Source organism: Bacillus sp. HSf4, from assembly GCF_029537375.1.
Lineage (GTDB): Bacteria > Bacillota > Bacilli > Bacillales > Bacillaceae > Bacillus > Bacillus sonorensis_A.
Genome location: NZ_CP120679.1, coordinates 3,169,372 through 3,193,144, shown reverse-complemented (window position 1 = coordinate 3,193,144; position 23,773 = coordinate 3,169,372). Strand labels below are relative to the sequence as shown.

Annotated in this window: 23 protein-coding genes; 18 read left to right on the top strand and 5 right to left on the bottom strand. The window is 46.3% G+C overall.

Features of this window, described 5'->3' with window-relative positions; all coding sequences use genetic code 11:
• Positions 1–143 precede the first annotated feature (143 nt).
• Positions 144–548 (top strand): VOC family protein, encoded by a 405-nt coding sequence (locus P3X63_RS16435; protein ID WP_026588335.1) that lies wholly within the window; start codon positions 144–146, stop codon positions 546–548.
• On the opposite strand, the gene P3X63_RS16430 is transcribed toward P3X63_RS16435, so the two are convergent.
• Positions 545–1,450 carry a LysR family transcriptional regulator gene (locus P3X63_RS16430; RefSeq protein WP_026588334.1) on the bottom strand — a complete coding sequence of 302 codons (906 nt, stop codon included), beginning with the start codon at positions 1,448–1,450 and terminating at the stop codon, positions 545–547. The two genes, P3X63_RS16435 and P3X63_RS16430, sit on opposite strands and share 4 nt — an antisense overlap.
• A gap of 127 nt (positions 1,451–1,577) precedes the next feature.
• Here P3X63_RS16430 and P3X63_RS16425 point away from each other — a divergent pair, with 127 nt between their 5' ends.
• From P3X63_RS16425 to P3X63_RS16405, 5 genes are all read left to right on the top strand, one after another.
• Positions 1,578–2,828: an APC family permease gene (locus P3X63_RS16425; RefSeq protein ID WP_026588333.1), complete on the top strand. Its 1,251-nt coding sequence runs from the start codon at positions 1,578–1,580 to the stop codon at positions 2,826–2,828.
• A 33-nt stretch (positions 2,829–2,861) separates the two neighbouring features.
• Positions 2,862–3,749, top strand: coding sequence for a dienelactone hydrolase family protein (locus tag P3X63_RS16420; RefSeq protein WP_277691519.1), 888 nt, complete (start codon positions 2,862–2,864; stop codon positions 3,747–3,749).
• Positions 3,750–3,769: 20 nt separating this feature from the next.
• Complete coding sequence (locus P3X63_RS16415) at positions 3,770–4,531, top strand: NAD-dependent epimerase/dehydratase family protein (RefSeq protein WP_026588331.1); 762 nt, start codon at positions 3,770–3,772, stop codon at positions 4,529–4,531.
• 142 nt (positions 4,532–4,673) lie between these two features.
• Positions 4,674–5,552, top strand: a complete 879-nt coding sequence (locus P3X63_RS16410) for a carbohydrate ABC transporter permease (RefSeq protein WP_026588330.1) — start codon at positions 4,674–4,676, stop codon at positions 5,550–5,552.
• A gap of 16 nt (positions 5,553–5,568) precedes the next feature.
• The gene (locus tag P3X63_RS16405) at positions 5,569–7,071 is read left to right on the top strand and encodes an extracellular solute-binding protein (RefSeq protein WP_026588329.1); all 1,503 of its coding nucleotides are present in this window, start codon (positions 5,569–5,571) and stop codon (positions 7,069–7,071) included.
• Between the two features lie 371 nt (positions 7,072–7,442).
• On the opposite strand, the gene P3X63_RS16400 is transcribed toward P3X63_RS16405, so the two are convergent.
• On the bottom strand, positions 7,443–9,752 hold the full coding sequence (locus P3X63_RS16400; RefSeq protein WP_277691515.1) for a helix-turn-helix domain-containing protein: 2,310 nt from the start codon (positions 9,750–9,752) through the stop codon (positions 7,443–7,445).
• Between the two features lie 216 nt (positions 9,753–9,968).
• Here P3X63_RS16400 and P3X63_RS16395 point away from each other — a divergent pair, with 216 nt between their 5' ends.
• From P3X63_RS16395 to P3X63_RS16350, 10 genes are all read left to right on the top strand, one after another.
• Positions 9,969–10,934 carry an ABC transporter permease gene (locus P3X63_RS16395; protein WP_026588327.1) on the top strand — a complete coding sequence of 322 codons (966 nt, stop codon included), beginning with the start codon at positions 9,969–9,971 and terminating at the stop codon, positions 10,932–10,934.
• A 30-nt stretch (positions 10,935–10,964) separates the two neighbouring features.
• Complete coding sequence (locus P3X63_RS16390; RefSeq protein ID WP_277691510.1) at positions 10,965–12,086, top strand: glycoside hydrolase family 88/105 protein; 1,122 nt, start codon at positions 10,965–10,967, stop codon at positions 12,084–12,086.
• The gene (locus tag P3X63_RS16385; protein ID WP_277691508.1) at positions 12,083–12,577 is read left to right on the top strand and encodes a lipoprotein YteS; all 495 of its coding nucleotides are present in this window, start codon (positions 12,083–12,085) and stop codon (positions 12,575–12,577) included. The genes P3X63_RS16390 and P3X63_RS16385 overlap by 4 nt, the downstream gene beginning before the upstream one ends.
• A 14-nt stretch (positions 12,578–12,591) precedes the next feature.
• Complete coding sequence (locus tag P3X63_RS16380; RefSeq protein WP_026588324.1) at positions 12,592–13,869, top strand: Gfo/Idh/MocA family protein; 1,278 nt, start codon at positions 12,592–12,594, stop codon at positions 13,867–13,869.
• Between the two features lie 16 nt (positions 13,870–13,885).
• A complete protein-coding gene (locus P3X63_RS16375) occupies positions 13,886–14,530 on the top strand; it encodes a YesL family protein (protein ID WP_026588323.1) in 645 nt (214 codons plus the stop codon).
• A 56-nt stretch (positions 14,531–14,586) separates the two neighbouring features.
• The gene (locus tag P3X63_RS16370; RefSeq protein ID WP_026588322.1) at positions 14,587–14,949 is read left to right on the top strand and encodes a DnaJ family domain-containing protein; all 363 of its coding nucleotides are present in this window, start codon (positions 14,587–14,589) and stop codon (positions 14,947–14,949) included.
• Positions 14,950–15,058: 109 nt separating this feature from the next.
• Positions 15,059–16,165 carry a response regulator aspartate phosphatase gene (locus tag P3X63_RS16365; protein WP_236251149.1) on the top strand — a complete coding sequence of 369 codons (1,107 nt, stop codon included), beginning with the start codon at positions 15,059–15,061 and terminating at the stop codon, positions 16,163–16,165.
• Positions 16,162–16,314: a hypothetical protein gene (locus P3X63_RS16360; RefSeq protein ID WP_179115699.1), complete on the top strand. Its 153-nt coding sequence runs from the start codon at positions 16,162–16,164 to the stop codon at positions 16,312–16,314. Before P3X63_RS16365 ends, P3X63_RS16360 begins: the two co-directional genes overlap by 4 nt.
• Positions 16,315–16,374: 60 nt before the next feature.
• Positions 16,375–16,689, top strand: coding sequence for a rhodanese-like domain-containing protein (locus P3X63_RS16355; RefSeq protein WP_026588320.1), 315 nt, complete (start codon positions 16,375–16,377; stop codon positions 16,687–16,689).
• A gap of 136 nt (positions 16,690–16,825) precedes the next feature.
• On the top strand, positions 16,826–17,008 hold the full coding sequence (locus tag P3X63_RS16350) for a sporulation protein Cse60 (protein ID WP_026588319.1): 183 nt from the start codon (positions 16,826–16,828) through the stop codon (positions 17,006–17,008).
• A 125-nt stretch (positions 17,009–17,133) separates the two neighbouring features.
• Here P3X63_RS16350 and P3X63_RS16345 read toward each other — a convergent pair whose 3' ends face one another.
• The 3 genes from P3X63_RS16345 to P3X63_RS16335 form a co-directional block, all read right to left on the bottom strand.
• On the bottom strand, positions 17,134–17,646 hold the full coding sequence (locus P3X63_RS16345; protein WP_026588318.1) for a hypothetical protein: 513 nt from the start codon (positions 17,644–17,646) through the stop codon (positions 17,134–17,136).
• A 430-nt stretch (positions 17,647–18,076) separates the two neighbouring features.
• On the bottom strand, positions 18,077–19,615 hold the full coding sequence (gene opuD / locus P3X63_RS16340) for a glycine betaine transporter OpuD (RefSeq protein WP_277691500.1): 1,539 nt from the start codon (positions 19,613–19,615) through the stop codon (positions 18,077–18,079).
• Positions 19,616–19,844: 229 nt separating this feature from the next.
• On the bottom strand, positions 19,845–21,119 hold the full coding sequence (locus tag P3X63_RS16335; protein ID WP_077737183.1) for a BaiN/RdsA family NAD(P)/FAD-dependent oxidoreductase: 1,275 nt from the start codon (positions 21,117–21,119) through the stop codon (positions 19,845–19,847).
• Positions 21,120–21,351: 232 nt separating this feature from the next.
• Between P3X63_RS16335 and P3X63_RS16330 the strand changes: the two genes are divergently transcribed.
• Together P3X63_RS16330 and P3X63_RS16325 are read left to right on the top strand one after the other, a co-directional pair.
• Positions 21,352–22,977 (top strand): putative polysaccharide biosynthesis protein, encoded by a 1,626-nt coding sequence (locus tag P3X63_RS16330; RefSeq protein ID WP_026588314.1) that lies wholly within the window; start codon positions 21,352–21,354, stop codon positions 22,975–22,977.
• A 41-nt stretch (positions 22,978–23,018) separates the two neighbouring features.
• Entirely contained in the window at positions 23,019–23,750 is a 732-nt protein-coding gene (locus P3X63_RS16325; protein WP_026588313.1) for a pseudouridine synthase, read from the top strand.
• The last annotated feature ends 23 nt before the right edge of the window (positions 23,751–23,773 follow it).

Sequence of the window (23,773 nt, the reverse complement as noted above, 5' to 3'; positions counted from 1 at the left end):
CAGGGCCGAAGCCTTTTTTCTCGCAATGGTTCTTTTTTTAACCGGCTCCTCTTTAAGGCCAAAGTCTGAGGGTTTTTCATGATTTTAGCCGGTTTCAGCAGCCGGCGTCAGTCGTAACATATGGATAAAGGAGTGTGATCATCATGAAGTTTGCCGATTTTTCCGCTGTGCAGGTCAGAATGGCACGGCCGACAGACCGCATGAGTGCAGTCATCGATTTTTATGAAAAAGGGCTGGGATTAGAAAGGCTTGGCGAATTTTCCGGACATGCCGGTTATGACGGTGTGATGTTCGGCCTGCCGAATGAAAAATACCATCTGGAGTTCACTTCCCATGTCAGCGGAAGCCCCTGCCCCGCACCGACAAAAGACAATTTGCTCGTGTTTTACATGCCTGATTCGCATGAAATCAAGGCCATTTTGCAGAGGCTCGCTGCTATGGGATATCAAGAAGTGCCGCCGGAAAATCCATATTGGAAAGACAAAGGCGTGACAGTCGAAGATCCTGATGGATGGCGAATCGTCCTGATGAATACCGAAGGCATCTAAACTTCTGCCAACTCTTGCGCCCATTCTTTGGCCTGCCTGCGGACAATTTCGAGGAAAGCCGTCATGGCAGGCGACAGCCATTTGTTTTTATGATAAGCCATTTGTGTAGAAAAAAGGGCGTCGCGGACCATTGTGCCCTGAAGCTTCCCTTCGCTGATGTCAGTCCTCGTCGTGATCAATGGCAGGAGAGAGACGCCTAAACCGCACATCACGCATTGTTTTATCGCCTCTACACTCCAAAACTCCATCGTATGATCGGTTATGACGCCTTGTTTTTGCAAGTATTCCTCAAAAAAGTCCCTGTAGCTGCAGCCGTGTTCCGTGTATAAGAACGTTTCATTCGCGGAAAAAGCCAGGTCGTCAAAGGCTGTCTCACCGGATGGATGTCCCTTTGGAAACACGAACACCATCGGCTCTGCGACAAGACTTTCGATCTGAAGGTCATCCTCTTTGCGCTCCTTATCCAATAGAAAAGCGATGTCAATTTTACCCTGTTTCAGCTCATCCCTCAGCTGCCAGCATGTTGAGGACTTTAATGTCACCGTCACCTGCGGATATTGGCTTGTAAATTCATGAAGAATCGCAGGCAATCTGTAAACGGTTAAAGACTCGGAAGCCCCGATGGTTAAGTTTCCCGACGGTTCCTGGTCATTTTCGGGAATGTGCCTCGCTTTTTCATAAAGCTCTATCATTTCCGCCGCATAAGGGAGAAGGTGTTTCCCCGCTTCTGTCAAGAGCATTTTTTTCCCCAGCCGGTAGAACAACGGCTTTCTGATTTCCTGTTCGATCGCCTGAATGTGTGATGTCACGGTTGATTGCGCATAGCCCAAATAATCGGCCGCTCTTGTATAGCCTCCGATTTCCACAATGGTTTTGAACGTTTTCAGATGCCGGATTTCCATTTCAACTATCTCCTTTTTTTCTAATATCGAAAAATTCGAATCTTGGAATCGATAATATCTATTTTACTGATTAAACAAACAAGATTACAATCATTTTAAATTGCTTCTTGGAAGGGTTGTGCTCATTATGAAAGAAAAAAAGCTTGGGTCCGTGTTGCTAAGCGGTTTAATGACAGGGCCTATTTTAGGATCGGGGATTATTTTATTGCCGCCGATGATTCATCAGATAGCGGGGGATTACGCGATTTTTGCGTGGCTGCTGATGATGGGCATCGGCTTTTTATTTGCCTGGGTCTTTGCCAGGTTAAGCGTTGAGCATCCGAATGATGCGGGGGTCGCCTATGCGGCTGAAAAAGCGTTCGGTCCCCGGATCAAAAAGGTTGCTGTCTTTTATTTTATCATGGCTGCCAGCTTCGGACCCGCCGCAGTGTTAATGACGGCAAGCGAATATATTCATTCGCTTGCAGGCGATGTTTCGATCCCCGCCGCAGGATATGGTTTTTTGTTTTTCATCATTTGCATGATTGTCCTGTGCTTTAATCTTTCGTTTGTCGGGATGGTTTCCTTCATCTTTTCCACGGCGGCTGCGCTCGTCTTGTTTGGGAGCAGTGTGGCATCCGTTCCTCATTTCAGGGAGGGGCCGCTCGTGGAAGGGACATTTCAGTTTGCCGATTTTGGCTGGGGGTTGCTTTTGCTGTTTTGGGCGTTGGTCGGCTGGGAAATCGTCGGCAATTACAGCATGGAGGTGAAAGACCGGAAGAAAACCATTCCCCGGGCCGTCATGATCAGCTGTCTCACGGTAACCGTGATTTACCTGGTGACAGCCGCGGCTGTTCAATGGATTGATCCTGAGCGCTTTGAAAGCGGACAGTTGAAGCTTGTGATCATGCTGACACCGCTGTTCGGTTCTTTTGCATTGCCGGTGATTGCGGTCCTGACTGCTGTCCTGTGTATGAGCGCTTATTTTCAGGTTGCGGGCGGAGTTGCCAGGCTTATAGCTTCGCAAGCCGGCGGGTTTTTTGCGTACCGGTCAAAGAGCAATCAGCCGCTTGCAGCTTTAGGATTGATATTCTGCATCCATACGATGGTTTTTGTCTGTTTGTTTTTTCACATTCTGAATGTTGAGGCCCTGGTTGCGATTGCAAACGCCTTTTTCATCTGCCATTCGCTGTGCGGTCTGGCCGCTGCTTATAAGCTGCTATCCGGCCTTGTTTACCAAATGGTTTGCCTTTTTTTAACGGCATGTTTTTTACTGCTTCTCCTTTTTTCATCACCATGGGTATTGTTGTTTATCTTTCTTATGACCGCCTTTTTTGTTTTGAACAAGGCTCGCGTTTTCAGCTGGAAAAAGGTAAAAAGCCCTTTCAAATCGTATTAATGAATCAAGCGATAAAAAGAAAGGAGCACCAATATGCGCAAACACCTTTTCAAATTGCTCGGCGATTTGCCGGAAAAAAGGGACATTCAAGCCAGCACCCTTAGGATTGAAGAAAAGGAATCATTCATGGTTGAAACGCTTTTGCTTGACTTAAACGGGATGGAACCGGTTCCGGCTTATTTTGCAAAGCCGAAGCATGCGAAGGGCCCGCTTCCAGCCGTGCTTTATTGCCATTCCCACGGCGGGCGTTATGAGAGAGGAAAAAAAGAGCTTCTTGAAGGTGCGGAATATTTAGCGTCGCCGCCATATGCCGAGGAGCTCACATCCCTTGGGTTCTCAGCGCTTGCCATCGATCATTGGGCGTTCGGAGACAGGCGCGGGAAAACGGAAAGCGAGACGTTTAAAGAAATGCTGTGGACAGGCCGGGTGATGTGGGGAATGATGGTGTACGACAGCCTGAGGGCTCTCGACTATCTAGAAGCCAGGGATGATTCGGACAGCAGCCGGATGGCAACGCTTGGAATGTCAATGGGGGGAGTGATGGCCTGGTGGACGGCGGCATTGGATGAACGGGTCAGCGTATGCGTTGATATGTGCGGCCAAGTCGACAGTGAAACACTGCTCAAAACGCAAAACCTGGACCGCCACAATCTGTATTTTTACGTTCCGGGGCTCGTCAAGCACTTCTCCACTGCCCAAATCGAAAGTCTGATCGCACCAAGGCCGCATCTGAGCCTCGTCGGGACAGCGGACAAACTGACGCCTGTCACAGGAATAGACATCATTGAGGAAAAGCTTTCTTCTGTGTATAAAGAAAAAAACGCGGGCGAACGCTATGAAGTGTTCCGCTCTCATTCCGGCCACATTGAAACGGCTGTGATGAGGCAGAAAGCGCTTGCCTTTTTAAAAACGTGGCTCTGAACAGGAGGAATGAAAAAGCTGTGAAAAAGGTGATGATTTTCGGAGGAAACGGAACGGTGGGGCGCATTTTAGCCAAGGGGCTGTCACGGGACGGGTATGAGCTGACGGTCATGGATTTGAAAAAGCCTGAATCGGCAATGTCAGCCCGGTTTGTCCGCGGTGATGCAACAGATTATGAACAGGTGGTAAACAGTATTCCGGCGCGGACAGACGTGCTGATCAACCTTTTGGCTGTAAAGCCGTCCGGCGATCTCCTTGACCGAAATGAATTCGAGAAAATGACCGGCATCTACTTTAAAGCGACGTACAGCATTTTGCGGGCGGCAGCCGAGTGCGGTGTTCCCAAAGTTATTTTTGCCAGCAGCAACCATGTCACAGATGTTTATGAAAAAGACGGGGTGTCTCTTTTAGAGAGGGAGATCCAGACAGATGACTACCCGCAGTCCAAAAGCTTGTACGGACTGTTGAAATTGGCTTCCGAAAACCTCGGTCATTTGTTTGCACATCATTCAGAGGCTCCGCATTCCGTTATCAATTTGCGGATCGGAACAGCGGCTGACAACGAAAAAGAAACGCTTCATAAAAAGCCGAGAACAATCAAAACACTGTTGTCGCACACGGACCTTATCAGTATTTTTAAAGCCGCCATCGAATCCGGGATCACGTATGGTACATATTACGCAGTCAGCGACAATCCACAGAAGCCGTGGTCGATTGACTCAGCTGTCCGCGAGCTGGGCTACACGCCGAAAGTCAACACGTCAGACCTTCTCGGGACCTGACATGTCATTTCTTAAGGTCATAATCCGATTCTCCGTTTTCCCGCCCCTGCTTAAAAAATGATTATAGACGCTCTCACCTCTGTTTGCTACATTTTAGACACGATATCGTAATTTTTTGATAGCGCTTACAAGGAGGGGTGGAATGACGATCAGACATTCTGCAGGTAGCCGTTTGTTTGACATATTGAATTATTCATTTTTAGCGGGATTTGGACTGGTTTGTGTACTGCCGTTTATCCATGTGATAGCCGCTTCTTTTGCGACAGTGGAAGAGGTGATTTCGAAAAAGTTCATTTTAATCCCGACGACTTTTTCACTGGAGGCGTACAAATATATTTTTTCGACCGATATTGTCTACAGAAGCTTAATCATTTCCATTCTTGTGACGGCCGCAGGAACGGCGGTCAGCATGTTTCTTTCCTCACTGATGGCCTACGGATTGTCGAGAAGAGAGCTGGCGGGCAGACGGGTGCTGATGTTTTTAGTCGTCTTTACGATGCTCTTCAGCGGCGGTATGATCCCGACATTTCTCGTCGTCAAAACACTTGGACTCTTGGATTCCTACTGGTCTCTGATTCTCCCGACCGCCATCAATGCCTTTAACCTGATCATTTTAAAAAATTTCTTTCAAAATATCCCGGATAGTTTGGAAGAATCAGCGAAAATGGACGGCTGCAATGATCTGGGGATTTTCTTCCGCATCATTCTGCCGCTGTCCCTGCCGGCGATTGCGACGATTTCACTGTTCTATGCCGTCACCTATTGGAACACGTATATGCAGGCGATTCTGTATTTGAATGATTCGACGAAGTGGCCGATTCAGGTTCTGCTTCGGCAAATCGTGATTGTATCAAGCGGAATGCAGGGAGATATGACGGAAATGGGAGCGGCTTCACCGCCTCCGGAGCAAACGATTAAAATGGCGGTTATCGTCGTTGCGACCATACCGGTGCTGCTCGTATATCCGTTTATTCAAAAGCACTTTGCAAAGGGAGCGTTATTAGGATCTATAAAAGGATGAAAACGGAGGGGACGATATGGGGAAAAAATGGCTGATCCCGATGTTGATGCTGCTGCTTTTGGCGGGGGGATTGCTGGGCTGCTCGAAGGGAGCCGACCAGGCTTCTTCAAAGGATGAGAAGGTGGATCTTGATTCTCCCCTTGATTTGAGCTGGATGGTGATTCTCTATCACCAGCAGCCGCCAAAGGATACGGCGATTAAAAAAATTGAAGAGCTCACCAATACAAAGCTTGATTTAATGTGGGTGCCTGATGCGGTCAAAGAAGACCGCTTGAATTCCGCCCTCGCCGCCGGAAACCTGCCGAAAGTGGTCACCATTCAGGACATCAAAAATTCATCTGTCATGAATGCCTTCAGATCGGGGATGTTTTGGGAAGTCGGCCCTTATTTAAAGGATTATCCGAATCTGAGCAAAATGAACAAGCTCATCAATAAAAATGCATCAATCGATGGAAAGCTTTACGGCATCTACAGAGAGCGCCCGCTATCAAGACAAGGGATCGTCATCCGCAAAGATTGGCTCGACAACCTGGGTCTCGAGATGCCGAAAACATTGGATGATTTATACAAAACGGCCAAAGCGTTTACAGAAAATGATCCAGATCAAGACGGAAAGCAGGATACGATTGGATTTGCCGACAGAAATGATCTGATTTACGGGGCGTTTAAAACATTGGGTTCATATATGGGGATGCCGACAGACTGGAAAGAACAGAACGGCAAGTTTACACCTGCTTTCATGACGACAGCATATATGGACACCATGAAGTATATGAAAAAGTTGTATGACGAAGGGCTGATCAATAAGGATTTTCCGGTAACAAGCAAAACACAGCAGCAGGAGCTGTTTTCTCAAGGGAAATCCGGCATTTATGTAGGAAACATGGTCGATGCCGTCAATTTAAGAGACCAGTCTGTTGATGACAAGATGGAGCTTGATATCATCAACCGCATCAAAGGACCTGACGGGAAAGAACACGTCTGGGCATCCGGCGGACATAATGGAATCTTCGCCTTTCCGAAAACGAGCGTCAAAACGGAGAAAGAGCTGAAACGGATTTTAGCCTTTTTTGACCGAATTGCAGAAGAGGATGTCTACAGCCTGATGACATACGGCATCGAAGGGGTTCACTACAAAAAAGAAGGGGATCAACATTTCAAACGCATTGAGAAAAACCTGAAAGACTGGCAAGCCGAAATTCAGCCGCTTGTCTCACTTGTCGGCATTGATAAAGCCTATTTGAAAAACACGGGAGATCCGCTTCGTTCAAAATATGAAGAGCTGACAGAAGACAATCAAAAGATCATCGTCTCAAACCCGGCTGAGAGCCTGTACTCCCAAACCGAATCGGAAAGGGGAGATGAACTGCAAAAGATCATCGATGATGCCACATATCAATTCATCCTCGGGAAGATAGATGAAAGCCAATTTGAACAAGCGGTCGAAAAATGGCGCTCAAACGGCGGCGATCAAGTGATAAAGGAGTATGAAGAAGCGTTTCAAAAAGCGGAGAAATAGGAGACAATCCCGGCCCCCCGGGATTGTTTTTATGTAATTTTGACTCTATAGGATGGGGCGATTTCGCCTGCTACTGAACAGTCTGTTCTGGTTCTAAAATAACCAATTGATGTTTTTGAGGCATCCTCCTTCTTACTCAATTGGATCTTTGTCTTTTAAATGCTCTAATAATCAGAAATACAGTACCGATAACGGCTAAGATGGAAACTATTAAAGTTCCTAATGGCATTTAATGACCTCCTAACAGGAAGTATCCTTTTCATGTATGATTTTAAATCATTTAACACAAATGTAAACCCATGGCGGCTTATGTCCAGCATAATTGGGGACATCAAAAATAATAACCACCCTTGATGACGGGTGGTTATTATTTATGCCGAATGATTTTTCAATTCGCGGTACTTTCCGGGTGTGATCCCTTCCAGTTTTTTGAATGAACGGATGAAGTTTTGCGGATTTTTATATTTCAGTTTTTCAGAGATTTCTTTGACGGACAAGGTCGTTTCGGTCAGCCAGCTTTTCGCGATATGATGACGGTATGATGATAAATATTCGCTGAATGATATCTTCATTTCTTTTCGGAAAATGCTGCTTAAATAATTCGGGTTGTAATGGAGTCTTCCGGCGATGGATTCAAGGGTCAGATCGGTATCGAACTCCTGCTGGATGATATGGACGATTTGCTCTGAGATGTTTTTGTACTGCGATTCTTCTCTGACTGAGAGCGTCTCGATCATTTTTCCGATCATCTGTCTGTTCAGCCAGCTTTCGATCTCTTCCAATGTGGTCAGCTCAAATATATCGTCATACAGCATTTTGTTTCCATCCGATTCGAACAGTTCGATGCCGAGCAGGTGCATATATTCGATTAAGTTGTTCAGCAGTCTCGCAATGGTGACCTGGCATTGATGCGGGTTCGCGTTCTCAGAGCAGATGGCGTCCAGCAAAAGCCGGAGCTTCTCGGCTGCTTTTTCCTCTTCACACGCTTTAATCGCTTCAAACAACTCATTTTGAATCTGTTTGGGAAACTGGGTCAGCAACGCTTTGTTCCGGTCAAGATGCTCAAAGAAAATGACCGCGCGCTTTCCGGATTGCAGCCTGTATGTTAAGGCTTCAAGACCTTCCAGATAAGCATGCTTGGACATGGAAAGGCTTGTAAAAGGCTGGCTGATGCCGATGCTGACATGGAGTCCGAGCTCCTTATGGATTTTTTCCTGAATGGACACGGCGGCCGTTTTTAAATATTGGTGAAATCTGTCGAGTGACTGGCCGCGGTTGATGATGATGGTTGTTTGCGTTTTGTCGATGACGACTGGCGGCAGCCGCTTTTCTTGCGGCACGGCGCGTTCCGCAAGACTGTTGATCGCAAACAGCAGGACATCGAGATCCTTTTTTTCATATGCCGTACCTTTCAGTGTATCAATCTGCAAACTAAAGATGGAGAGATGGCTCCAATCTTCGGGAAATCCGAGCCCTGAGAAGCGCTCTTTGATTTCCTCTTCCGTCAGCTTGCCGAGCAAAAGTCTTGTCAAAAAATACTGCCTCAATTGTGAGACCTGCTGCTTCACCCGTATCGTGAGGTCATGATTTCTATCTTTCATCTCTTTAATATTCCGCTCAATCAATTCGAATTCGCTTTCAGGCCGCTTTTTCCCGGAGTCGGTTCCTGAGGTGAAGCCTGAGACGGATTCATAAAGAACCTTGATTGGCTTGTAGAAATGGCGTGATCCGAACCAGGAAAACAAGCATGAAAGCGCTAACAAAATGGCGCAGATCGTAAAGGTGAACCAGCCGATTGAAGTGGTTTGCTGATAGAGCTCAGGCATGGTCGTGAGAGAAATGTATATCCAGTTGTTATAGTCGGATTTCTGGTATGTAATGTTGTAATTTGTATCATTGATCATTGTATCAAACTGCCCGTTTTTTGTTGACAGCCTGCGGATTTTTTTGAAGTACCCTTCATTTTTGATCGATTGTCCGATCATGGAGGGCTTGGGATGCAGCATAATCCGGCCGTTGTCATCGAGCGCCATCATGCTGCTTGTTTTTGATTTGAGCGGCATTCTTTTCACGAGCGAGCAGGAAGGAATGCTTGCGATCGCAAGACCTTTGTTTTCCATGCTGTTCAAAGGAAGCTGTTTGACCAGGTTGATATTGTACGGGCAGTTTTCAGCTGTTCCTTCCTTTGTAGCGACAAGGGCATTGTTTTTTTCAAGCACCCAGCTTGACCGGCTTTTTAGCGAGTTGTAGAGCGAGATCATCAGGGCTTGCCGCCGCTGATCCAAATGGTATAGCCCCGAATTGTTGATATACCACTTTTTTTCTTCACTGATCAAGGTGATATCGCTCAAGTCGGTGTCAAATGTCTGCAGCTTGTTTAATTCTTTATTGATTTGGTTGTACAGCTGAAAGCGTTCTGGCGTGATGCTCAGGCTTAGCGTCTGAATTAAAGGGTAGGAACGGACATAATGGGTGAAGGAATGATCAACCGTTTTTAAAATATGTTCGATATTCAATTGCGCCTGGCCAACGGTTTGGAGCTTTTCGTTTGTGACGTTTTGTTCAATCGTCTCCGCTGATCTTTGATAGGAAAAAAAGCCGACGATGACGACCGGAATGGTGCTGAGAATCAAAAAGAAGGTCACCAGCTTATAGTAAAACTTATATTGTTTCCTTTTCATAAATTCCCCCCCAACCGAGTCTGGAAATGAATTGCTCATATATAATTAATCCGACTTTTGTGTGAATTTGTCAATAATCATTTCCTAATCAACGTTTCATTTTATTAGATCTTAAAGCTTGGAAAGAAAGCAGCGGGCGATGTGATGATATGATTGTAGACTGCATTTTGCGGCCTGATTTAAAGTGGAAGCAAACACCGTGAAGGGAGGCCGTTTATGAAAGCTGCACAAGTTCCGACCGGGAAGGAAAAGGCCCTGATTGTCGGAAAAGAGAGAAAGACGCGTTTTTTTGAGAAAGCCCTTCAGCAAAAATATTTATATTTAATGATCCTTCCGGGATTGATTTACTTTCTTCTTTTCAAGTATGTACCGATGTGGGGAATTGTCATCGCCTTTCAGGATTACCAGCCATTTCTCGGCATAACGGGGAGCGAATGGGTCGGATTTAAGCATTTTGAAAGACTGTTTACAGAACCGACCTTTTTTATGCTGCTGAAGAACACGTTGGTGTTGTTTTTCTTAAACCTTGTCGTATTTTTTCCGATTCCGATTATTTTAGCTCTTTTGCTCAACGAAGTCAGAATCGCACTTTTTAAAAAATTTGTCCAGACGATGATTTATATTCCGCATTTTATGTCCTGGGTCATCGTCGTTTCGCTTTCATTTGTCCTGTTGACGGTGGACGGAGGGCTGATTAATGAGTTGATCGCCTATTTTGGCGGGGAAAAAATCAACTTTTTGCTGAATGAAAACTGGTTCAGGCCGATGTATATTCTTCAGGTCATCTGGAGGGAGGCCGGATGGTCGACGATCATTTATTTGGCGGCGATGACCGCGGTCGATCCGCAGCTTTACGAAGCGGCAAAAATGGATGGGGCCAATCGCCTGCGGAGGATGTGGCATGTTACCCTGCCGGCGATCAGAAGCGTGATTGTCGTACTGCTGATTCTGAAAATCGGCGATACCTTGGAGCTTGGATTTGAGCATGTGTACCTGCTGTTGAATGCTACGAACCGGGAAGTAGCCGAGATCTTTGATACGTATGTGTATACGGCCGGGTTAAAGCAGGGGCAATTCAGCTACAGCACGGCTGTCGGTTTGTTCAAAGCCGCTGTGGGACTCGTGCTGGTCATGTTTGCGAACAGGATGGCCAAGAAGTTTGGAGAAGAAGGAATTTACTGAAAAATTCTTGAATGAAAGGATTTGAGTGAAATGAACCAATCTCTCGCCACAAAATCACCGCTTTTTGTCGCTGAGGAAGCAGCCAAAACAATAATGAAAGCGTATACAGTAGACAGGCTGCCCCCCGCCGGACGCTGGCACTACCATCAAGGCGTGTTTTTGTGCGGTCTTATTCATCTTTGGAATGAAACGGGAAAACAGACGTATTTTAATTATGTAAAAGATTACGTTGATGATCTCGTTGATGAGTACGGAAACTTTTATTTCGCAAGAGATGAGCTGGATGCCATTCAAGCAGGGCTTCTCTTATTTCCTTTGTATGAAGAGACGGGAGATGAACGCTACCTGAAGGCGGCGAAAAAGCTGCGGGGCCTTTTTGAAACGCTCAATCAAACGGCAGAAGGCGGCTTTTGGCACAAAGATAAATACCCTTACCAAATGTGGCTTGACGGTTTGTATATGTGCGGACCATTCGCCCTGAAATTCGCGCGGGCCTTCAATGAGCCGGAGCTTCACGATATGGTCGTCCTCGAAGAAAATTTGATGAGAAAGCATACAAAAGACGCTCGGACAGGATTGTATTACCATGCCTGGGACGAGAAAAGAAAAATGCCGTGGGCCGATCCGGAGTCAGGCTGCTCCCCTGAGTTTTGGGGAAGATCGATCGGCTGGTACGCCCTTGCACTGAGCGATATGATCGAGCTCCTCCCGCAGCATCACGAAAAAAGACGGGAATGGACGGCAACGCTTCAAGAAATGGTGAAAAGCCTCGCCGATTTTCAGGATGAGGAAACAGGGCTCTGGTACCAGGTCGTTGATAAAGGCGGACGGGAGGACAACTGGCTTGAAAGCTCCTGTTCATGCCTGTATATATACGCGATGGCAAAAGGGACGCGGATGGGCTATATCGACCCGTCATATCAAAAAAAGGCGCTAAAGGGATACAGGGGGCTTCTGGCGGAGAAAATCGAGTTCAGCCTTGAGGAAGGCCTGCTGCTAAAAGACATTTGCGTCGGCACATCAGCAGGAACGTATGAGTATTATGTCGGCCGCGACAAAAGCACCAATGATCTGCACGGAGTCGGCGCCTTGATCATGGCGCTTACAGAGCTTGAGAGAAGCAGCCGCTTTGTGGACGGAGGAGAAAGGTGAGAAAGCTTGTTTGGCTATTCATGCCGGCCATCGCTGCCTTTATTCTTTCTGCCTGCGGAAAGGGCGAGGCGGCGGGGACGGATGTTTTTGTCTTTTCCGATGCGCCGGAACAAGTTAAGCAGAACATCGGGAAAGCCGCCGGGAAAGAGGGCTTGCATGTTACGGCTTTCCCGGCTTCACCCGAAAAATTGCTTGTTGAAATCGCAGCGAAAGAAGGAGATCTGTTTATCGTTCCAGAAGACATGTTTGAACCTTTTTACGATCCTGAAGGACTTCAGCCGCTCAAGGCTCGATCAGAAGAGCGGTCGCCATACAGTGCTGCCGGCAAAAACGGCCGGGAGCAGATGTATGCCGCCATCATTAAAAAAGGGGAAAAACGTTTGAACGGCTACACGTTTCAACTGAACACGGATATGGCTGCATTTATTCCGGTCTATGCAAAGAAAACCTCTGAAGCGGTGAAGTTCATTCAGACGCTTCAAGGTCAATGAACAGAGGGGTGCCAATGAAAAAATATGCGATTTGCGGGCTGAGCGGCCGCGCCATCAATATGTTTATCGAGCCTCTTCTGAAGCAATACCGACGGAAGCACTCGATCGCCGCGCTTTTGGATGATGATCCGCTGCGGGAAGCCGTCTGCAAAAAGAGATTTCCGGAGCTTGGGCCGGTACCTTTTTTTCGCGCTGAACGATTTGAGGCCATGCTTGAGGAAGTCAAACCTGACGCTGTGATTGTTGCGGGCCGCGATGATACACATGCCCGCTATATTTTGGGCGCTTTAAAAAAGAATATCGACGTGATTGCTGAAAAGCCGATGGTGACAACAGCCGGGGATGCAAGAGCTGTATTGGAAGCCGAAAAGGCCAGCAAAGGCAGAGTGACCGTCACGTTCAACTACCGCTATAATCCATTCCACCGCAAAATTAAAGAGATGATTCTTGCAGGAAAGCTCGGCACCATTACATCGGTTGACCTGAACTGGTATATCGACACGTACCATGGAGCGAGCTATTTTAAGCGCTGGAACAGAATGAGAAAGTACTCCGGCGGGCTTTCCGTCCATAAGTCCACACACCACTTCGATCTTGTCAATTGGTGGCTTGATCAAAAACCCCGTGAAGTCTTTTCCTACGGCGGTCTGAACTACTACGGACCGGACGGTGAAATGAACCCTGAAAAAGGGGAGCCGCGTTATTGCGGGACATGTCACGTCAAAAAGAAATGCCGTTACTATATGAGATGGAAAGACGGCGATCCCGAGGATGACCACATCAAAGCGGATGACAATCAGCATCTTTTATACTCCGGCTACCGGCCTGACGCTTGTATATTCGATGAAGAAATCGACATCGAAGACACCTACGCCGCCGTTTTGAAATATGACGGGGGTGCCATATTGAATTATTCGCTGCTTTTTTCCGCTCCGTATGAAGGCTACCGCCTTGCGATCAACGGTACAAAAGGAAGGCTGGAAACGAAAGAATACCATGCTCCAGGAAGAATTCCTTTTGAAGTGGATGAGCAGACGATCGACTATTTTCCGCTGTTCGAGTCGAAAGAAACGATCCGCGTCGTTCAGAAGCCCGGCGGACATGGCGGCGGAGATCCCCTGCTTATGGAGGAGCTGTTTTCAGGAAAAGACCCTTTGAGGGATTACGAGATTCTGGCTGGGGCTGAAGCCGGCGCCTATTCGATCGCAGCCGGGGAAGGATTGTGGCGTTCCATCAAGGAAAAAAGGCCGATCGACATTCGAGAGCTTCTTCAGGTCCAAGCCATACACTGAAAAGGGGGCTAAAAACGTGGAACAGGATGTCTCCATGGGAAGAGTGCTGAGCTTTTGCGAGTGGGTGATGAGATTTTCTTATGCCAATCTGCTGTGGTTTGCGTTTACACTTTTCGGGTTTGGTGTATTCGGATTTATGCCGGCGACCGCCGCTTTATTTGCCGTCACAAGGAAATGGGTGATGGGCCGCTCGGACATTCCGATCTTTCGGACGTTTTGGCAGGCGTACCGCGGGGAATTTTTCCGCGCGAACGCAATCGGCTTCATTCTATTGATCGTTGGAGCGATTATTTATGTTGATCTGGCATTTATTCATCCGGAAAATCTATTTTTGCACATTCTTCGTTTCGTCATTATGGTGTTCGGGTTTTTATACGTCATCATGCTGTTCTATGTGTTTCCGCTTCTGGCCCATTTCGACTGGAAAAAGCGGTTGTATTTAAAATTTTCCCTGCTTCTCGGGATTTCGTACCTGCAATATACCTTGACGATGATCGCGCTTACCGCCTTGCTGTTTGCCGTTTTTGCCTATCTGCCGGGAATCGTTCCATTTTTCAGCGTCAGCCTGCTCGGTTATTCGATCATGTGGCTGGCCTATCAAGTCCTGAAAAAGGCGGAAGCAACGGGTCCGGCGGAGCGGTCTCACTCAGCGGAAGCGTGACACTGCACCTGCGTTTATGAAGCGGGTGTGTTTTTTCATGAAAGGAGGCGGTACACATGAGCAAAGAAAATGATAAACGCTATATTCACTGGATCGATCAGGCTGTTCAAGACAGTCTTAATCAAGACGGCGGTGTTCAATCTCTGCCCGGCTTCGGCAAACCGCTCTCAAAAGAAGCGCTTCAAGGAGACGCGCTTTCCAGCACGCTGAAAAACGCCAAATATCTGCCCGAATGGCTGAAGCTGCAAAAGGAAATAAAGCAAGAAATCGAAAAAGCCAGCAAATCGAATAAACGGGAAGAAGAGATTGAAGACATCAACCGGAAAATCAAAAAATACAATCTTTCCTGTCCAAGCCAGTTCCAAAAGGGCCTTGTGACAGCGCAAAATCTCGAAAGCCAGCTGAAGCACTGGAGCTGACCGATTAGAAAATTGATTGCTAACAACAATCATTTTTTGTAAAATAAAGTTATAAAAAGGAAATAATAGTATGGCCATTTTTTGAAAATAAGAAAGGATGAATCAAGAAGTGGATGCGAAAACGGCGTACGAAAAGGCGGCCGGACTTTTGAACCGATGGTATACCATGATCAAGCGCCATGAAGCGCTCCAAGCTGTATCTTTAAAGTACGAGATTAAGAGGCTGCTTTCGGGAATGGAGAAACAAGGAGATTTACAGCTTTATTTTCATCTGCTCGATTACAGGTTCAAATTGATGACCGAACAGTTTGCCGAATCTGCCGAGCTTTTCAGAGAAATCAAACGACAGAAGGAAACGATTGTGCATGCTGATGATGTTATTCAATACTATTTCTACTTTTTTTCCGGCATGTACGAATTTCATGAGAAAAATTATCTTGAGGCGATCAGCTGCTACAAGAAAGCGGAAAACAAACTATATAAACTGACAGATGAAATCGAAAAAGCGGAATTTCATTATAAAATCGCGGGCGCCTACTATCAGATTAATGATCATTTCCGTTCGATGAACCATGCCGAAAAAGCGCTTTCCATCTTCAGCAAACATGACGATTACATAGATAAAGCGATTGGATGCGACATGATTCTCGGTTCGAACCAGTTTGACCTGTTCCGCATGAAGCAGGGGGAGAAGCACTACCGACGGGCATTGGATCAGGCCGTTTCTCTTCAAAATGAAAGAATTATCGGACTCATCCATCATAATATGGGACTGAAGTATGCGAATCGGAACATGCCTCTTTTGGCGGAGGAGCATTTTCGAAAGGCGCTTGCCGTTGATCTCCATAAGCGGTCCGTTTTTGGCATCAACACCATCTTCGAACTTTCTCATCTCATGTATAAAAACGGCCGCCGCGAAGAAGCGAGCCGGCTCTGCAAAAAGGGCTTTTCCAGGTCTGTCGAAGATGGTGAGGAAGAATATACGGCGAAATTCAGGCTTATTTTTGCCTTGTATGATACCGGAAATCCGCTGGATATCGAATTTTCATTGGAATACCTGGCAGGTAAGAAGCTGTGGGTGGATGTCGCCGAATTGACAAAAGATATTGCCGATTACTATCTGTGCTCGGGTGATGACAAAAAAAGTGATTTGTATCTTGAGAAATCCCGTTGTGCAAGAAATCAAATATGCAAAGTGAAGGAGGGGATCATATGAAAAAGGTCATTTGCTTTTCAGCTGTCATGCTGGTCTGTCTGGTTGGAGCGGGCATGGCAGAGGGAGCCGCCGCGGGCAGCGGGTCTTTCCAATCGTTTGGAAAATCGATCTTTCCCGACAACAAGCTGAACCAAAGCACCCTCCGATAGAAATCCGCTCCTGACTTTTGCTATAATATGTTCACGTACATGATAAAGGGAGCTGGAAATATGACAGTAAAAGAAATCACACCTGACAAGCTGCAGGAAAAGCTTTCAAAAGGAGAAACGCTCAACATCATTGATGTCAGGGAAGATGAAGAAGTGGCCGAAGGCATGATCCCGGAAGCCGTTCATATTAAGATGGGTGACATACCGGAAAAGATCGACATCTTTCAAAAAGATCAATCTTATATTTTTGTCTGCCGCTCAGGGAAGCGCAGTGAGAACGTCTGCCTCTACCTGAAGGACAAAGGATTTGACGTGACAAACATGATCGGCGGCATGCTTGAGTGGACCGGCGATACGAAGCCGAAAACAACATAAGGTCTTAGCTTCTTATCTTGGCGGTAAGAAGCTTTTTCATTTTGCAATGCGAACGTCGCCAAGCGCCTCACAGTCTCTTTTTTGATCATAACTTCGGCTGTTCGTGAATACCTTTCATATAGAAAGGAGAGAGCGTATGCTGAAGGTTGCCGTATTTGATGAAGAACACGAAAAAGATTTGCAGCACGAAATCAACGAATTTTTAAAAAAGCTGTCCGAAGACCAGCTGGTCGATATAAAATATGACGTATCTGCCGCATGCGACCCTCAAGGCGAACAGCTTTACTGTTTTTCGGCACTTATTTTATACAGGAAATAACAGACTTTATAATCTATTATTGACAATATTGAAAACGAGATCAACTAGGCGCTGGAAAGTCGTGATCGGATGAGAGATAAAAATATGAATAAAGGGCTGATTTTCAGCCCTTTAGTTAAAAATCATTATTGGATTGCGACACTTCCTGAATGTCCTAAGCTGGGATCTTTCCAAAAAATATTTAAGTTAGGCTTTATATAGCCGCGAAGACTATTTGAAGTATAGTATTGAACACTCCATAGCTGTTTCACTTTTTGACCTCTAAAATAAGGGTTTGCTAAACCAGAATCCATTAAACTACCATAAGAAGGAATTGGATTGCCAGTATACGTATATTTGCCTTCACCTTTTTCATTAAATAAAGCCACATGGGTATTACTGAAATTCATGCCTGCATTGGAATCTAATCCATAACGAATATTGATCGATTCTATTACAGCTGTATCAGGAATGCTGTCAATGTTTCTAAGATCCCAGTACGCTTTTTGAGACCATACATTTTTTCCATAAACACCAACTAGTAGACTTGGAGTGCTTGGTCCAGCACTGTAGTATGTTGCTGCAGAGCTGCTGCTAGGGAAAACAAAAAGAGAAATTGCGGCTGCTAATGAAGCCAAACTGATCATGATTTTTTTCATTTTAAACGCTCCTTTAAACAATTTTAATGAATGTTATGAAATGGCACCTCCTCCAATTTTTTTATCGGCAAATTCTAAGGGAAATTTAGTAAAAAAAAGAAAAATTAATTTAAGTCTTCATGTGTTATTCAAGCAAATGATAAATAAAGAATGTAGTAAACAGTCGAACTTGAGAAGTATAAAAGATGATTTCAGAACAAAAGAAATGAGTAGCATCAGCTTGTACAGAAAACGTGATCTTCTTTATATGCTGGAATGATACTTCATAGGCCATTAAAAACATCCAAAATGATTGTACACACAAGACCTGATACTGCGGTGACGGCGGAAAGCATCGTATAAGTTCCCAAAGCTTCCTGCTCCTGTCGCCAGCGCATTTCAAAGATAAAGAAAAAGCCGGCTTTAGCCGGCTTTTATTGAAGTTATTCAGTTATGCTTTTTTCACCCGAGGGCTTCTCGGTTTTTGAAATTGTTCGGACTTTTTAATCTCTTTCCGTTCTTGGGACAGAGATTTGTAAAGCGATACGATCATGAAGATGATCACGATTGAAAATGGCAGAGCGGCCAGGATCGCGGTGTTTTGCAGCGCCGATAGTCCGCCTGAATACAGGAGCGCCCCAGCCATTGCTGACTGGATGATGCCCCATGATATCTTGACCGAATTCTCAGGATTCAGTGAACCGTAAGTCGTTTGCATTCCGAGAACAAATGTTGCCGAGTCTGCAGAAGTGATAAAGAATACGGCAATGAGCAACAAGGCAACGATAGATGTAATCATAGCCAGCGGGTAGTGGTCAAATGTTCCAAACAGCATCGTGTCTGTAGACAGTTTTGCAACGTTGAAAATCCCTTTTTGCTGAAGATCCATCGCTGAAACCCCGAAAATTGAAAACCATAGAAACGCCAGCACAGTAGGCGCAAACAAGACGGCAATCAAAAATTCCCTGATTGTGCGCCCCCTTGATACGCGGGCGATGAAAATACCGACAAACGGCGACCAGGAGATCCACCAAGCCCAGTAGAAAATCGTCCATGAATTGATCCATTCACGGCTGTCCGGATCATTAGGCGCAAGGCGGAAGCTCATTTGCACCACATTGGAGATATACGTTCCGATCGTGTCCGTAAACGAGTTCATAATTAACACCGTCGGTCCGACAAACAGCATAAAGATCATCAGGACGCCGGCCAGCACCATGTTCGTATTGCTCAAGTACTTGATGCCTTTTCCGATTCCGCTCCAAGCGGAAATTAAAAACAGAACGGTGATGACTGCAATGATCGCCAGCTGCACCTGGAAGCTGTTCGGCACTCCGAATAGATAATGGAGTCCGCCGTTGATCTGCGTGGCGCCGATTCCGAGACTAGTCGCTACACCGACGACGGTTGCAAATACAGCGATGCAGTCAATCCCTTTTCCAAGCGGTCCGTTGACTCTGTCGCCGAAGACCGGAAACAGCGTCGCGCTGATCAAGCCAGGCGCGTCTTTTCTGAATTGAAAGTATGCGATGCAAAGGGCAACGATCGCATAGATCGCCCAAGCATGCAATCCCCAGTGGAAAAATGTATACCTCAGAGAATCTCTGAAGGCCTGGGCTGTTTCTGTTTCACCTGATGGAGAGCTAATGGCATAATGGCTGATCGGTTCAGCCGCGCCATAAAATACGAGACCAATGCCCATACCTGCGCTAAAAAGCATGGCAAACCAAGATAAGCGAGAGAATTCAGGTTTTTCTTCCGGTTTCCCCAGCTTGATCTTTCCGATCGGACTGAAGATCAAAAAGATGCTGAACGCTACAAATAGAGAAACCACCAATAAGTAATACCATCCAAGTGTATTCGTGATATATCCTTGAATCGAACTCGTTAACGCTTGTAGGTTATCCGGAGCAACGATTCCCCATAATACTGCTGCTGATGTGATAACAATCACAATCCAAAAAACGCTTGAGATATTTTTCAAATTCATCCTCACCCTCTAAATCATTTTTCGTCCTTCTTCCCATCCATATGTTTAGTATGAGTTGCACATAAAAATTTCATTCTCTCTCAGGAGGTTTGGCCTAGCTTCTCCTATTACCCCACAATCAGGTGAAACAAAACTCTTTAACCGTAACATACTTTTCAAAAAAGGCACAAGTCTGAATCTTGGCGCGGATGCCTCGCAAATCCTTGTTTGTCAAGGGGTTGAGGTTATTTTATTTTTTTCTTTGAGCGATTGAAAATTCACCTGCATTCAAGCCGGCCAGCCTTCCGGTGACAAGGGCTGATGTGATATTGTACCCACCTGTATATCCGTGAATATCAAGAATCTCCCCGCAGAAATAGAGACCGTCCATTTTTTTGGAGGCCATTTTTTTAGGATCGACTTCTTTTACGGAAACACCGCCGCCTGTCACAAAGGCTTTATCGAGCGAAAGCGTGCCGTTCACACTGATGGTCAGCTCCTTGCAATCTTTGACGAACGCTCTGAAACGGTCTTTGGAAAGAGATGAAAAGGTTTCAGAAGGATCGATCTGATTGCGTTCGAAAAGAAAGAGCAGATACCTTTCCTGCATCCATGATTTCAGCGCGTTTTTCAGCGTTTTTTTCGTCGCGTCTTTCAGCTCTTTTTGCATCCGTTGAAAAAGCTGCTCTTCGTGAAGCTCAGGGAACAAATCGATCTTCAGTCTGACTGTTTCCTGTTTCTTTAATTCCTTCACGACAAATTGACTGCATCGCAGAATGGCGGGGCCTGAAAGGCCAAAATGCGTAAAAATCATATCCATCCTGTGGGTGATGACAGGCTTTCCTTTTTTGTTCAGCACACTGACGGCGACATTTCTCAATGATAAGCCCTGCAGGGTTTTTTGTTTAATAAAAGGCTCGGCCGATGTGACCGGAACTTCTGTCGGAAAGAGCTCTGTAATCGTGTGGCCCGCTTTTTCAGCCCATGCATAGCCATCTCCCGTCGACCCGGTATGGGGCACGCTTTTGCCTCCAACCGCCACAACGACTGATGAGGCTGGAATGTTTTCTCCGTTGTTTGTGATGATGCCGCATGCTTTCTGATCCTTATATATGACCGATTTGACACTTTCGTTCGTCCGGATTGTCACATGCAGCTGCTCAAGCCTTTTCAACAGGGCGTCGACAACGCTCTGCGCTTTGTCGGAAACGGGAAACATTCTTCCGTGGTCCTCTTCCTTCAGCTTGACACCGAGGCGCTCGAAAAATGCGATGATGTCTTCATTGTTAAATTCGGAAAAAGCGCTGTATAGGAAGCGTCCGTTTCCGGGAATATGGCGGATGATTTCATCCACGGGAAGACGGTTGGTGACATTGCAGCGTCCGCCTCCTGAAATGGCCAGCTTGCGTCCGAGTTTGTTACCTTTGTCGATCAAGAGAACATCGGCCCCTTGCTCACCGGCCGCGATGGCGGCCATAAGCCCGGAAGGTCCTCCGCCGATGACAATACAATCGAATTGACTCATAAACATATCCTCAACTTTCCTTTGTGTAAAGCCTGTCGGATGCAGAGATGCCTCAGAAAGTGACAAATCATCATCCGCGCTTCATTTTATATTATAACGAAATAACGCCCCCTTTAGAAAACGATGAAGCAAGTTCTGTTAAAATTTAGCCATGTTATTATTACCTAGGTGAAGCACCTGTGTGTTAAAATAGAAAAGTTGAATCTATTGTAGAAAAATGGTGATTGGGAACATGTCAAGCAAACTGTTAAGAGGCACGTTTACATTAACGCTTGGTACCTATATTTCAAGGATCCTTGGAATGATCTATTTGATTCCGTTCGGAGCTATGGTCGGTGCCACGGGCGGTGCCCTGTTCCAGTACGGTTATAATCAATACACGATGTTTTTGAGCATTGCCACGATGGGTTTTCCGGCGGCTGTGTCCAAGTTTGTGTCGAAATATAATTCGATCGGTGATTACGAGACAACGAGAAGGATGCTGCGCGCGGGAATGTCGATGATGCTCGTCACGGGCATTATTGCTTTTTCGATTCTTTACATGTCTGCTCCGTTTTTTGCACAGGTGGCCCTCGGCGGTGCAGAGAACAACGGACTGACGATTGAACATGTCGTTTACGTCATCCGCATGGTCAGTCTGGCTTTACTGGTCGTGCCGATATTAGCACTTGTCAGGGGATTTTTCCAAGGTCATCAGATGATGGGGCCCACAGCCGTTTCACAAGTGGTTGAGCAAATTGCCAGAATCGTCTTTCTTTTAACCGCTACATATTTGGTGATGAAAGTATTGAACGGCGGTCTCGTCGTAGCTGTCGGCTATGCGACTTTCGCCGCTTTGATCGGTGCGTTTGCCGGGCTTTTCACCCTTTATTTTTCCTGGCAGAAACGGAAAGGCGCACTGCTGGCGCTAAAGCCGAATCTCGTTCCGCCATCCAATATTACGTATACGCAGATGTTTAAGGAGCTGTTCTGCTATGCCGCTCCTTACGTGTTTGTCGGGCTGGCGATTCCGCTTTATCAGTATATTGATACGAATACGTTCAATAAGGCGATGATTGAAGCGGGCTATGGCGACATCAGCCAGGACATGCTGGCGATTGTGACGCTGTATGTTCCCAAGTTGGTGATGATCCCGGTATCTCTTGCGACGGCCTTCGGACTGACGCTGATCCCGGCGATGACCGAAAACTTCACCAACAAAAATTTTCCCGCTTTAAACAGACAGATTGATCAGGCGATGCAGATCATTCTTTTCATCGTCCTTCCGGCATCAGTCGGTATGGCGCTCCTTTCAGGACCGGTGTACACGTTCTTTTATGGATCTGATAACCTGCACCCTGAAATGGGACAAAATATCCTATTCTGGTATGCACCCCTGGCCTTGTTATTTTCTCTATTCACTGTCAATGCAGCGATGCTGCAGGGTGTGAACAAGCAGAAATTTGCGGTGGTCAGCCTGTTGATCGGAATCATCATCAAAATCGCGCTCAACGTTCCTTTGATCAAGCTGTTTCAGGGGAACGGTTCGATTTTGGCGACAGCCCTCGGCTATTCAGCATCCTTGCTATACGGTTTCATTATGATCAAACGCCATGCAGGATATTCCTATCGAAAATTGTTTAAAAGGCTTTTGCTGATGATGATTCTGACGGCGGTTATGGGAATTGTTTTATGGGTTGTCCAAGCGTTGCTCGGCTTATTTATTTCCTATGAAGGCGGACCGATTCGTTCCGCCATCGTGATCCTCATCACATCCGCGGCCGGCAGTGCGATCTATCTGTATTTGGCTTATCGGCTGAAACTGCTGGAAAAAATCTTCGGTCAGCGGCTAAATCGCTTTTTCAAAAGAAAAGCCTGATGAGCAGGCTTTTCTTTTGATCTGGAAGGGAGACATGCTGTATGAGATTGGATAAGTTTCTGTCGCACAGCGGCTACGGCTCGAGAAAAGATGTCAAAAAAATGCTGAAAAACGGCGCGGTGGCATTAGACGGCAAAATGGTCAAGGATGCGAAAGCACAGGTTGATCCAGATGCGGATGAAGTGACGGTGTACGGTGAGCCCGTCTTTTATCAGGAGTTCATCTATCTGATGATGAATAAGCCCCAGGGGGTGCTTTCGGCAACGGAGGACAGCCGTCAGCAGACGGTTGTTGATCTGCTCGATCCCGAGCTTTTAAGGTTTGAGCCGTTTCCTGTCGGACGGCTTGACAAAGATACGGAAGGCCTGCTGATTCTTACCAATGACGGGCAGCTGTCGCATCAGCTTTTGTCGCCTAAAAAACACGTGCCGAAAACATATGAAGTGCATGTTGATCAGCCAATGACACCGGAGGCTGCCGCTCAGCTTGAGACAGGAGTTGACATCGGCGAAGGATATATGACTAAGCCTGCCAAAGCGGTGATACAGGATGAAAACAGCTGCCGGCTGCTTTTGACGATCACGGAAGGAAAGTTTCATCAGGTCAAGCGGATGCTGAAGGCCGTCGGCCGCGAAGTGATCTTTTTGAAGCGGCTGAAAATGGGGGATGTCGAGCTCGATCCAAAGCTTCTGCCTGGAGAATACAGGGAGCTGAAAGAATCCGAACTTGAGGCATTAAAAAACAAAAGACACTCTGATCATTCGAGTGTCTGAAAGAATTGGCAGAGCCCGTATTC